Annotated in this window: 11 protein-coding genes and 1 riboswitch; of the genes, 7 read left to right on the top strand and 4 right to left on the bottom strand. The window is 64.0% G+C overall.

Annotation, left to right across the window (positions count from 1 at the left end; all coding sequences use genetic code 11):
• The first annotated feature begins 40 nt into the window (after positions 1-40).
• Complete coding sequence (locus ATF69_RS14165; protein ID WP_056064383.1) at positions 41-319, top strand: FixH family protein; 279 nt, start codon at positions 41-43, stop codon at positions 317-319.
• 57 nt (positions 320-376) lie between these two features.
• A complete protein-coding gene (locus tag ATF69_RS14160) occupies positions 377-670 on the top strand; it encodes a hypothetical protein (RefSeq protein WP_146871363.1) in 294 nt (97 codons plus the stop codon).
• 110 nt (positions 671-780) lie between these two features.
• On the opposite strand, the gene fnr is transcribed toward ATF69_RS14160, so the two are convergent.
• On the bottom strand, positions 781-1503 hold the full coding sequence (gene fnr / locus ATF69_RS14155; protein ID WP_146871362.1) for a fumarate/nitrate reduction transcriptional regulator Fnr: 723 nt from the start codon (positions 1501-1503) through the stop codon (positions 781-783).
• A gap of 189 nt (positions 1504-1692) precedes the next feature.
• On the opposite strand from fnr, the gene hemN reads away from it, so the two are divergent.
• The 4 genes from hemN to ATF69_RS14135 all read left to right on the top strand — a co-directional run bounded on the left by hemN (position 1693) and on the right by ATF69_RS14135 (position 7773).
• Positions 1693-3075 (top strand): oxygen-independent coproporphyrinogen III oxidase, encoded by a 1383-nt coding sequence (gene hemN, locus ATF69_RS14150; protein ID WP_056064378.1) that lies wholly within the window; start codon positions 1693-1695, stop codon positions 3073-3075.
• Between the two features lie 5 nt (positions 3076-3080).
• Positions 3081-3806, top strand: coding sequence for a sulfite exporter TauE/SafE family protein (locus ATF69_RS14145; RefSeq protein ID WP_146871361.1), 726 nt, complete (start codon positions 3081-3083; stop codon positions 3804-3806).
• Positions 3807-4009: 203 nt separating this feature from the next.
• Positions 4010-5332 (top strand): cyclic di-GMP phosphodiesterase, encoded by a 1323-nt coding sequence (locus ATF69_RS14140; RefSeq protein WP_146871360.1) that lies wholly within the window; start codon positions 4010-4012, stop codon positions 5330-5332.
• The gene (locus ATF69_RS14135; protein ID WP_056064368.1) at positions 5329-7773 is read left to right on the top strand and encodes a sensor domain-containing protein; all 2445 of its coding nucleotides are present in this window, start codon (positions 5329-5331) and stop codon (positions 7771-7773) included. The genes ATF69_RS14140 and ATF69_RS14135 overlap by 4 nt, the downstream gene beginning before the upstream one ends.
• A 68-nt stretch (positions 7774-7841) precedes the next feature.
• Here ATF69_RS14135 and ATF69_RS14130 read toward each other — a convergent pair whose 3' ends face one another.
• The 3 genes from ATF69_RS14130 to ATF69_RS14120 form a co-directional block, all read right to left on the bottom strand.
• A complete protein-coding gene (locus ATF69_RS14130) occupies positions 7842-8657 on the bottom strand; it encodes a sulfite exporter TauE/SafE family protein (RefSeq protein WP_056064366.1) in 816 nt (271 codons plus the stop codon).
• A 392-nt stretch (positions 8658-9049) separates the two neighbouring features.
• Positions 9050-9421 (bottom strand): cell division protein ZapA, encoded by a 372-nt coding sequence (locus ATF69_RS14125; RefSeq protein ID WP_056064363.1) that lies wholly within the window; start codon positions 9419-9421, stop codon positions 9050-9052.
• Positions 9418-9642 carry a hypothetical protein gene (locus ATF69_RS14120; protein WP_015014799.1) on the bottom strand — a complete coding sequence of 75 codons (225 nt, stop codon included), beginning with the start codon at positions 9640-9642 and terminating at the stop codon, positions 9418-9420. The genes ATF69_RS14125 and ATF69_RS14120 overlap by 4 nt, the downstream gene beginning before the upstream one ends.
• A gap of 157 nt (positions 9643-9799) precedes the next feature.
• A riboswitch (cobalamin riboswitch) is annotated at positions 9800-10038 on the top strand.
• Between the two features lie 83 nt (positions 10039-10121).
• Between ATF69_RS14120 and ATF69_RS14115 the strand changes: the two genes are divergently transcribed.
• Entirely contained in the window at positions 10122-12005 is a 1884-nt protein-coding gene (locus ATF69_RS14115) for a TonB-dependent receptor domain-containing protein (RefSeq protein WP_146871359.1), read from the top strand.
• The last annotated feature ends 125 nt before the right edge of the window (positions 12006-12130 follow it).

Genomic DNA, 12130 nt, shown 5'->3' with positions numbered 1-12130 from the left:
GGGCCGCACTTTGACCGATATTGTTGAGGAGTAGAGCACCATGTCTTCAAACCCTGCCATCGCTACACCGGCAGTTCCCGTGCCCTGGTGGAAGTTCGGCCATGTGTGGCTGGTGATTGCCGGGCCTGCCATCGTGATCGTGGCTGGCTTTGTGACGCTGTGGCTGGCGATTTCTCGGCCTGACCCGGTGGTGGCCGAGGATTACTACCGCCAGGGCATTGAGATCAACAAGACCTTGGTGGCGCCGGAGAAAAGCCTGGCACCGGCCCTCAAGGCCCGCAACCATGCGGCCACCCCCGTGCAAGACCAACCACGCTGACAACCCGCCGGTCGCTGCCCCCAGCGACCCCAGGCAGCACCAGGAGACAGAACCGATATGTGGACGCAACGCCTGATGTGGATTGCATGGCCCGCCTTCTTGATGGCGGGCGTGCTGGAGATGCTGGTTTTTGCCATGGTGGACCCCCAGGACCTGCACTGGTTCGGCCAGCCCCTGGCGCTGTCACGGCAAGGGGTGTACACCCTCGCATTTTTTGTGTTTTGGGCCATCACCATGGCCACGAGCGCATTGACGACACTGCTGTCCATGTCTCCGTTCGAGGTCAACCGGTGCCCGGTGCCCGATGGGGGGCGCCCCGACGATTGCCGCAAGACTTCGTCCTGCCCCTGAACCCTTTTCGCCTGCTTGTCTGGGCATGCAATGCATGCCGTTTCGCAAGAGATGGTTGTACTTTGTGCGGAACCGACCCTCTGCGTGGAAGTGGCTCGGTGTCAGTGTCGTCAGTGGCAGGTCTGCTGGCTGTTCACGATGCGTCGCAGGGCATCGGTGTCGAGAATGCGCACATGGCGCTGTTTGACTTCCACGATCCCTTCTTCCGCAAACTTGGAGAAGGTCCGGCTGACCGTTTCGAGTTTGAGGCCGAGGTAGCTGCCGATTTCTTCGCGCGTCATGCGCAACACCAGTTCCGACTGCGAGAAGCCCCGTGCATGCAGGCGCTGCACCAGGTTCAGCAAAAAGGCGGCCAGGCGTTCCTCGGCACGCATGCTGCCCAGCAGCAACATCACGCCGTGCTCGCGCACGATCTCGCGACTCATGATTTTGTGCACGTGGTGCTGCAGGGCTGTGACTTCGCGTGACAGCTCTTCAATGCGGTCGAAGGGCATGACACACACTTCGGCGTCTTCAAGTGCCACCGCATCACAGGTATGGTGGTCATTCACGATGCCGTCGAGCCCGATGATCTCGCCCGCCATCTGAAAGCCCGTGACCTGGTCGCGACCGTCTTCCGTGGCCACGCAGGTCTTGAAGAACCCGGTGCGGATGGCATACAGGGACGTGAAGGACTCGCCATTGCGAAACAGCGTGCCTCCGCGTTTGACTTTGCGACGGACGGCAACCACCTCGTCAATGCGCTGGAGCTGCTCTTCGTTCAAGCCCACGGGCATGCACAGCTCGCGGTGGTTGCAGTTGGAGCAGGCGACTTTGATGGTGAGCGGGTTCATAGGCACATGGACTTGGGTTGTTGGTCGAGCATATCGTGCTTGCCGTACACGAACCTGAATACAGGGCGCGGGCGAGCGGCTGACCTTCATCAAATTGTCGCCGTATCGCTTGTTGGTTCACTTGATGCAGGTCAAGGACATGTCCCGGAGCCTACGGCACAGTCAAGGTGTACGCAAGGAAATTTCCCCATGACTGCTGTTTCGCCAGATCTTCTGCGCCGCTTTGACGTGCCAGGGCCCCGTTATACGTCCTATCCAACGGCCGACCGATTTGTGGAGGCCTTCGGTCAGGAAGATTATGTGCTGGCGCTGCAACAGCGCCGTTCGGGCACGCTGGCCAAGGCCATGCCGCTGTCCCTGTACGTGCACATCCCGTTTTGCGAATCCCTGTGCTACTACTGCGCCTGCAACAAGATCATCACCAAACACCATGACCGCGCCGAGGTCTACTTGCGCTACCTGAGCCGCGAGATCGACCTGCACACCGCGCACTGTGGCGTAGGACAGGTGGTGAGTCAATTGCACCTGGGCGGTGGCACGCCCACCTTCCTCTCAGATGCGGGCTTGCGGGAGCTGATGGCCATGCTCAAGCGCAGCTTCACGCTGGCGCCCGGGGGCGAATACTCGATCGAAGTGGATCCGCGCACGGTCAACTCCGAGCGTCTGGCGCTCCTGGCTGAATTGGGTTTTAACCGCCTGAGTTTTGGCGTGCAGGACTTTGATGCCGAAGTGCAAAAGGCCGTGCACCGCATTCAGCCTGCAGAGCAGGTTTTTGCGCTGGTGGAGTCCGCCCGCTCGCTGGGCTTTGATTCGGTGAACGTGGACCTGATCTACGGCCTGCCGCGCCAGACGCCAGAGTCTTTTGACCGCACGCTGGCGCAGGTGGCGCAGCTGCGGCCTGACCGTATTGCGTTGTATGCCTATGCACACTTGCCGGAGCGTTTCAAACCACAGCGTCGCATCATCTCTGCCGAATTGCCCACGGGCGCGAGCAAGCTGTCCATGCTCTCGCGCTCACTCGATGCGTTCATGGACGCTGGGTATGTCTATGTGGGTATGGACCACTTTGCTCTGCCTACCGACGCACTGGCTGTGGCCAAGCGCCAGGGACGCTTGCACCGCAACTTCCAGGGCTACAGTACGCAGCCAGACTGCGACCTGATTGGGCTGGGCGTATCGGCCATCGGGCGGGTAGGGGCGACTTACAGCCAGAACTCCAAGACGCTGGACGAGTACTACGACTTCCTGGACCAAGGGCGGCTACCTGTGGTCCGCGGGCTGGCCCTGACCCGCGACGACCTGGTGCGCCGCGCGGCCATCATGGCCCTGATGTGCCAGGGCGAGCTGCTGTTTGAGCCGATGGAGCAGGCGTGGCTGATCGATTTCCGCCAGTACTTCGCAGCAGAGTTGGCGCAGCTGGAGGGTATGCAGGAGCAGGGGCTGGTACGGGTGGGGCCGGAGGGCATTGAAGTGACCGCCACCGGGTGGTTCTTCGTGCGCGGTATCGCCATGGTTTTTGACCGTTATCTGCAGGCAGACCGCAACCGCGCCCGGTTTTCGCGCATCATCTGACACCTATGCTTGCCACTGTTGGCTGGACTGCTTTGCTCATGGGACTCGCCGGCGGGTCCCATTGCTTGGCCATGTGTTCCGCGCCCTGCGGAGCATTGGTGCGGCAGGGCGGCGCAGCACAGGCGGACGGTGGCGCGGAGCAGGAGGTGCGCTGGGCGCCGCGTGGCGGTGCGCTGCAGCGCACCATGGCCTTTCACGCAGGGCGCCTGGTGGGGTATGCCAGCGCAGGTGCACTGGCGGCCTTGGCCATGGACAGTCTGGCATGGCTGACCCAGCAAACCAGCGCGCTGCGCCCCGCCTGGACACTCATGCATGTGGCGGTGATGGCCTGGGGGCTCATGATGATGGTGCAGTCGCGGCAGCCTGCCTGGGTGGAGCAGGCGGGCCGCTCCGTGTGGGCGCGTGTTCGTCCGCTGGTCGGGGCTCCGGGCGGAGTGATGGCGGCCGGGGTCCTGTGGGCCCTGATGCCTTGTGGACTGCTCTATTCGGCCCTGTTGGTCGCGGCGCTCAGCGGGGGGGCGCTGGAGGGGGCTCTGACCATGGCGCTGTTTGCCGTGGGCAGTGGGGTGTGGCTGGTGGGCGGCCCCTGGGCTTGGAGCAGCCTTCGCAACCGCCTGAATCTCGCGCGGGCGCAGTGGGGTACGAGGGCCGCAGGCGCCATGCTGTGCGCGGTAGCTGCCTGGGCACTGTGGATGGATCTCATTTACAAGCCGTCGCTCTGGTGCCGCTGAGCGCGCGGCGCTGATCCGTCCACATGAACCCAGTCGCCCCGCGGCTGGAAGGTGGGCGATGCCTTTGTCGCGGGGACCGGGGTGGTCCAGCCAGGCCCGCTTTCAGTCAAGTGTTGCCGGATCGCTGCGCGGCCTGCCGGTTCTTCGCCACGTCACTGGAACTGGTGATAATCTGCGTAACTATTGGTGGCATTGATGTCGCCATGTATCGTGCGCCTGACGTGAACTCATCCATCCTCATCGACATCAGCCAACTGCGTGTCGGCATGTACATCCAGCTCGACGTGGGCTGGATGCATCATCCGTTCCCGACCAGCAGTTTTCGGGTGGCGTCGTCGGATCAGATCACCACCTTGCGGGAGCTGGGACTGACCGAGGTGCGTTACGTCCCCAAGAAGAGCGATCCTGAACTCCAGGAGCTGGTGCCGGCCGCCTGGAGCGTGCCTGAAATGACAGTGCCGCCGCCCAACGGCCTGGATGCGCCCGGGCCTGGCACGACCACTGTCGTTGACCCCGAGGCACAGCGTCGCCGCGAGCTGCTGGAAGCGCAAAACCGGGCCTTGGCTGCCTGCAACCAGCGTTTCTCGGAAGCCACGCGGCAGTACCAGTCCATGGAGCGCACGGTGTCAGAGCACCCGGACCAGGCCAGGGCCAAGGGGGAGGCACTGGTTTCGGGGTGTGTTACCGAACTGCTGGAAAACGGCGACTCCGTCATTCGGCTGCTGTCCGAGGGGGTGGGCGAGCGCAACGGATTGCATCCGATCAATGTGATGGTGATATCGCTGCTGCTGGGTCGGTCCCTGGGCATGAAAAGCGAGGAGCTGCACGATCTGGGTGTTGCCGCGTTGATCCATGACATCGGCAAGCTCAAGCTGCCGCCCAATCTGCGTCAGCCTACCCCCTCCATGATCCCCATGGAGCGCACGCGCTACGAGACCCACGTGGTGGAATCCGTGGCCTTGGCCAAACGCATGGGGTTTGCCGATGCGGTGCTGACGGCAGTGGCCCGGCACCACGAGATGTGTGACGGCAGCGGGTTTCCCCAACGCTTGAAGGGGCCTGACCTGGGGCGCATGAGCCAGGTCCTGGCACTGGTCAATCAATACGACCGGATGTGCAACCCGGCCATGGGTGTGACGGCGCTGACGCCGCATGAGGCGCTATCCGTCATCTTTGCCCAGCTCAAGGCGCGGTTTGATTCGGTGGTCCTGGGGGCTTTCATTCGCATGATGGGGGTGTACCCGCCCGGCTCCATCGTGCAGTTGGTCAACGACCGGTATGCCATCGTGGCATCGGTCAACTCGTCGCGGCCCCTGCGGCCCAAGGTCATCGTGCACGACCCGCGCGTACCGAAGGATGAAGCGCCGATACTGGATCTGGAAACCGTACCTGAACTGGGCATACGGCGCAGCCTCAAGCCCGCGCAGCTCCCGCGTGACGCGCTGGACTACCTGTCGCCTCGACAGCGGATCTGTTACTTTTTTGAGCGAGCGGTCAGTCCCGGCCCTGACGAGGCCTCGGCGTGAACGACTTGCAATCGCTCGGATGGCTGGATGGCCTGCAGGAGGCCGTGTGGCTGTTGGATGAGACAAACCAGCACATTCTGCAAGCCAACGCAGGCGCCGAGCGTCTGACAGGGCTGTCTGCCGCTGACATGCAGGGGCGGTCTGTGCTGGATCTCGCCAGCACGCCCCAGGAGCTGGCGTTCTGGTCCGAGCCGGCCGATGTGATTGCCCAAGGCGTTCCTGCCCACACCAGTTTGCTGCGTGCCGATGGCAGTCTGGTACCGGTGCAGCGTTGCGTCCGGCGAGTGCCTTGGGGGGCGAGTGGCACCAGTGTGCTGCTGCTGACCATGCTGGACCGCAGCCGCCAGGAGACCACCGAGCGCGAGTTGGAGACATTGCTCTCTGAGTTGCGGGCCACGCTGGATTCCGCTGCCGACGGCATGCTGGTGTGTGGACTGGACGGCGGTGTGCGGGCATTCAACCAGCGCCTGGCGCAACTGTGGAACCTGCCGCGTCAGCTGCTGGTAGAGCGTGACGATGCTGCGGTATACGCCTTCATGGCGGACCAGGTGGCAGACGCCCGTTTGTATGCCGAACGCTTGGCAGCCATCGACCGCGAGCCGACGCAAGAGAGCACCGACATCGTCGAGTTGCGCAATGGTGTGGTGCTGGAGATGCGCACGGTGCCGCAGTTCAGCCAGGGCCGTGCGGTGGGCCGGGTGTATTCGTTCCGGGACATCACCCGCCAGACCGAGATCCAGGCCAGCCTTCGCCTGGCCGCGCGCGTGTTCGAGTCCAGTCTGGATGCGATCTTCATCGCAGACAGCCAGCACCGCATCATGCGCATGAACCCGGGGTGTGAGCGGCTCGTGGGGCCCACGGCCAAGGGTTTTGAAGGCTGTGTGGCAGCCTCGCTTTTTGGCGGTGGCTCGGATGCCTCGTTCATGGAGCAGGTGCTGCAGGGCTGGGCGCAGGATGGCTTCTGGGAAGGCGAGTTGTGGCTGCCCCGCGACAACGGTGCGTATTGTGCTGTCCAGTTGTCCTGGGTGGCCCTGCGGGATGATGAAGGGCGGCTGGTGCAAAGCATTGGCTTCATGCGCGACCTCACACTGCAGCATGCCGCACAAAAGCGAATCGAGGAGCTGGCCTACAGCGATGCCCTCACCGGTCTGCCCAACCGCCTGCTGCTGTCTCAGCGGGTGGATACCGCCATCCAGGGAGCACGCCAGAGCGACACCGGCTTTGCGATCCTGTTTTTGGACATGGACCGATTCAAGATCATCAATGACTCTCTGGGGCACCCCTTTGGGGACCGGGTGCTGCAATTGGTGGCCGAGCGTCTGCAGACCTGTTTGCGGCAAACCGACATGCTGTGCCGCCTGGGGGGGGATGAATTTGTCATCTACCTGCACGGTGGCGACGCATCCGTTGCGGAGAGCGTGGCGCGCCGGATTCTGGACGACATGCTCAAGCCCTTCATGCTCGACAGCATGGGCTTTTCGATCCAGTGCAGCATCGGTATTGCGCTGTACCCGCAAGATGGCGCTACGCTGGACGACCTCATCAAGCAGTCCGACACCGCGATGTACCGCGTCAAGGAGCGTGGGCGCGGCAGTTATGGCTTCTACCAGCCGCAGATGAACGCCAACCTGCTTGCGCGCATGCAGATGGAACATGCGATGCGCCAAGCGCTGGGTCTGCAGCGCATGGCCGTGCACTACCAGCCTCAGGTCAATATGGCGACCGGGCGCATCACCGGCGCCGAGGCGCTTTTGCGCTGGACGGATGCAGAGTTCGGCGCCGTGTCGCCCGCAGTGTTCATTCCCTTGGCCGAAGAATCAGGTTACATCGTGACGCTGGGCGCCTGGGTGATGGAGCAAGCGGTGCGCGAGGCCGCCTTGTGGATGCACAGCGGCACGCCCATCATGATTTCCGTGAACGTGTCTGCGCTGGAGTTTCGCCAGCCCGATTTTGTGGACCGCATCACGCGCCTGCTGGCGGTGCATCAGCTGCCACCGACGTTGCTGGAGCTGGAACTGACAGAAACCATCCTGCTGCAGGACGCACAGGAGATGGAGCAGCGCCTGCGCGTGCTGGCCGACCTGGGCATTGGCCTGGCGATCGACGATTTCGGCACCGGCTATTCGAGCCTGGCCTATCTCAAGAAACTACCCATTCACAAGCTGAAGATCGACCAGTCCTTTGTGCGCGGCCTGCCCGACGACGATGGCGACCGTGCGATTGTCAGCGCCATCATCAGCATGGGCCGTGCCATGCACATCGAAGTGGTGGCCGAAGGGGTGGAGACTGAAACCCAGCAGGCGGTGCTGCAGCAAATGCAGTGCGAGCACTACCAGGGATTTTTGTGTGCACCGGGTCTGCCGGCAGACCAGTTCCGAGCCATGCTGAGCCAACCCCTGCCGCTGAAGGCCCAGGGGCGTCACCGACCGCTGAGCACCTGAAGCTCCAGCGCTCAGCGACCGGAGGCTGCGGCTCGGCAGACGGCCGAGAGTCCGCCTCTGTGTCGGCCTTATGCGGCCGAAACGCCCTTCCACAGCATGTAGGCCGCCAGGCCAAACAGCAACGAGGCAAACACGCGCTTGAGCTGCTTGACGGGAAGATTGTGCGCCGCCTTGGCTCCCAGCGGGGCCGTCAGCACGCTGCAGCTGGCAATCACTCCCAGTGCCGGCAGCCAGATATAGCCCAGCGATGCCGGTGGCAAGCCGCTCACGTTCTGTCCGCCAATGGCGTAGCCGATCACGTTGGCCAGCGCGATGGGAAAACCCAGAGCGGCGCTGGTGGCCACCGCGTTGTGGATGGGCACATTGCACCAGGTCATGAAGGGCACGCTGACAAAGCCGCCACCCGCGCCGACGAGACCCGACAGAAAGCCGATCACGCCGCCTGCCGCCACCTGGCCTGCGCCACCCGGCATCTGGCGCGTGGGCGCAGGCTTCTTGTCCAGAAACATCTGCGTGGCAGAAAAGCTTACGAACAGCGCGAAGAAAATCGCCAAAAACGAGCCCTTGAGCAGTGCAAACACACCCAGGCTGGCGATGAAACCACCCAGCACAATGCCGGGCGCGAGTCGCTGGACGATGTCCCAACGCACGGCGCCGCGCCGGTGATGGGCACGCACGCTGGAGATGGAGGTGAACATGATGGTGGCCATGGAGGTGGCAATCGCCATCTTCACCGCCAAGTCAGGCGCCACCTGACGAGCGCCCAGGATGTAGGTCAGGAACGGCACCAGCAGCATGCCCCCTCCAATGCCCAAGAGTCCCGCCAGAAAGCCTGTGGCCAGGCCGAGCACACCGAGTTCAACAATCAGCAAGGGATCGAGCATGGCGGGATATCAGGAAACAAAGGACAACAGAGCACGCGGAGAGCCGCGAAAATGCCCTGTCACAGACGCAGCAGCAGGTGCTTGCAATGACAGGGCATGGGGAAGAGGGTGTCTGCGAATACCACCGAACTCTCATCCTGAACCGGGGGTTCAGGTGGGCGAGGGCAGCCTGGCGTTGGGTTCATCTGACGCGAGATGATCACGCTCACCGGACGATGTACCAAGCCCGAGCTCAATGAGCATTGGTTCAAGGAAATATAAAGCCCGACAGCTTCGCAGACACGCCAATTGTAGGTGCTGCCAGCGGGCGCTGCGCGCTCGGGGTCATGTAAAGCCCGCAAGCGGCTGTGACGGACGGGCAAGAGGAGCGGTGTGCCTCAGCACACCAAGGACTAGAGAAGGCGTCCGTCGTCGCCCAGAGCGTCGTCCAGACGCTGTACCAAGCTTTGCAGGCGCTGCTGGTCGGTATCCGGCAGCAGGCTTTCCTGGTGCCCCACCACGGGAGCGCTGGCACTGGCAGATGGACTTGCCACGGGCTGTGCTGCAGCCGCAAGGTCTGCGGCTTCGCGGTCGGCGATCTCGAAGGCCAGGTTCAGCGCGGCCAGTACGGCGATACGTTCCCGCGCCCGGACCTTGCCCGCATCGCGGATGCGCGTCATCGCGGTGTCCACGCGCTCCACGGCGTCCAGCAGGCGGCTTTCGTGGCCCTCGGGGCAGGTCAGCAGATAGCTTTGCTGCAGGATCTGCACCTCGATTTGCTTCATTCGGCTTCTTTCGTGAGCGGCGCGGCGGCGGGCAGGCGTTCGAGCAGGGCATCCACCCGGGCGCGTGCTGCGCTCAAGCGGGATTTGAGCGAGTCGCGCTCCTGCGTCAGTGCCGCAACTTGATCAGCCAGCAGGGCATTGGTGCGCTGCAACTCCGCATGTCGCAGCAGCAGGCGCTCCACGCGCTCGGCGATCTGGTCGGTGGGGGACGGTATTGCCATACAGCCTTGGATTGTAGGCGGTGTGACACCGAGCGGTCCCTGGCCCCAAGCTGCGGTGGTGTGCAATGCGCAACAGATACAAGTGCATTGTCGGCCGCGTGGGTGCCATGCGGAGTTGCCCGCTTGATCTGGCGCGCTGGGAGCAGCTTGTAAACGGTCGTAAAATCCCGACGTTGGTGCTCGCGGTGTGGTTCACATGCCGCAGTTCAACGGGAAGCAGGGAGGCGCCGTACCACCGGTACGCGCCCAGCCTGCGCTGCCCCCGCAACGGTCAGCGGACGAATCACCTGATTCTCTCTCCATCCATAAGCCACTGGGCGCCTTGAACAAGCGCCTGGGAAGGCATTGGGGGGGTGTTCCGCCAGCCCGGATACCGGCCAACACGGTGGCTGCGTGCGCCCGTTTTTTGGCGCTGCGCGGCTGTATCACCCACATGCTGGCGGGAGGCCGGCCCGGGTTGTTTGTTGACCTTGATCCCCATGAAAATCCGTACCCTTCGTGCGCGCCCTGTGGCGTCGTTGCGCCTGCCCGCCCCACGCCTGGCCCTGCTGTCACTGTTGGCTGGCAGCGCCTGCGGCGCTTTCGCACAGACCGCCCCGGCCACCGGCGAGCTGCTGGCGCAAAACCTGCGCGCACCGTCGTTGTCTGAAACGGTGGTGGCAGCCACGCGCACCCCTCAGCCGCTGGCCGATCTGGTGGCCGACATCTCCATCGTGGACCGCGAAACCATCGAAAGCAGTGGCGCCACCGGTCTGGCCGACTTGCTGGCCCGTCTGCCCGGTGTGGAGTTCTCGCGCAACGGTGGCCCTGGCACCACCACTGGCGTGTTTTTGCGTGGCGCGGAATCGCGCTTTACTGCGGTGTACATCGATGGGGTGCGCATCGACTCTCAATCCACCGGTGGCGCGCCCTGGGAGAGCATTCCGCTGGGCCTCATCGACCGCATTGAAGTGCTGCGCGGTCCGGCAGGTGCTGTCTATGGCTCAGACGCCCTGGGCGGCGTGGTGCAGATCTTTACCAAGCGCGGTGAAAACGGCACGGCGCCTTACGTGGGCGTGGGCGTGGGCAGCCACAACACCACCAAGCTCGAAGCAGGGATCAGTGGTGCCAGCGGCACGCTGGACTACGCCCTGGGATTGGCGCGTGATGACAGCAAGGGCTTCAACGCGCGCCCCATCGCTGGACAGAACCCCGACCGTGACGGCTACCGCAGCACGGCAGGCCACGCGCGGGTAGGCCTGCAGGTGAATGCAGTGCATCGCCTCGAAGGCACCCTCATGCTGAACGACACCAACAGCGGCTACGACAGCGGCCTGGGCAAGGACGACCGCAACCTGCACACCATGCACGCGTTGGGTCTCAACTGGATCGCGCAGTGGAGCAGTGCCTACAAGACGCGCTTTTCGATCACCGACTCGCGCGACGAATACGAAACCCGCCCCTCGCCGTACCTGAGCGACACGCGCCTGCGCGGCTACTACTTCCAGAATGAATGGCGCCAGGGCGCGCACCTGGTCACGGCCGCGTTGGAGCGCCGTGAAGACCGCCTCGAAAACGCCCCCATCGATGCCAAGCGCTCGCAGGACGCGCTGGCCCTGGGCTACGGCTACAACGCTGCAGGCCACACCGTGCAGCTCAACCTGCGCCACGATTCCGACAGCGAGTTTGGTGGCAAGAGCACTGGCAGCGTGGCCTATGGCTACGCCATCACCCCGCAGTGGCGCGCCACGGCGTCGGTGGGCACGGCCTTCCGTGCGCCCACGCTGTACCACCGCTTCAGCGAATATGGCGTGGCCACGCTGCGCCCCGAAAGCAGCCGCAATGCCGAAGTGGCGCTGCGCTACGCCCAGGGCAACAGCACCTTCTCTGCCACGCTGTTCCGCAACCGTGTCAGCAACCTGATTTCGTTCTCTGGCCCAGGCACATGCCTGTCGGACTTTGGCTGCTACGCCAACACGGCCCGGGCCGAGTACAAGGGCGTCACGTTTGCGGGCTCGCACCGCGTGGGCGATGTGCAGTTGCATGGCTCCATCGATCTGCAACGCCCGCGTGACCTGGACACCGGCAAGCAGCTCGCGCGCCGCGCCAAGCAGCACGCCACCTTCGGCGCCGACACCCGCCTGGCGGGCTGGACCGTGGGCGCCGAAGTGCAGGCATCAGGCCGCCGCTTCGACACCGTGGCCAACACCAACGTGCTGGGCGGCTACGCGCTGGTCAACCTGTATGCCAGCACCCGCCTTGCACGCGACTACACGCTGCTGGCGCGCATCGACAACCTGGCCGACAAGGACTACCAGCTGGCCCGCACCTACGCCACCGCAGGCCGCACGGTCTACGTCGGTGTGAAGTGGGCACCTCAATGAAGCCCCTCCTGAGTCGCTGCGCGCCTTCCCCCCGGAGGGGGAACGCCACCCGTGGCCTGGCGGGGCCAGTTCCACGGTGGCACTGGCTTGGGGCGCGCCAGTTTCGTCGGCCGCTGGGTGAGTAC

The sequence above is a fragment of the Acidovorax delafieldii genome (assembly GCF_007993815.1).
Taxonomy (GTDB): domain Bacteria; phylum Pseudomonadota; class Gammaproteobacteria; order Burkholderiales; family Burkholderiaceae_C; genus Acidovorax; species Acidovorax delafieldii.
This window is presented reverse-complemented; position numbering and strand designations above follow the sequence as displayed.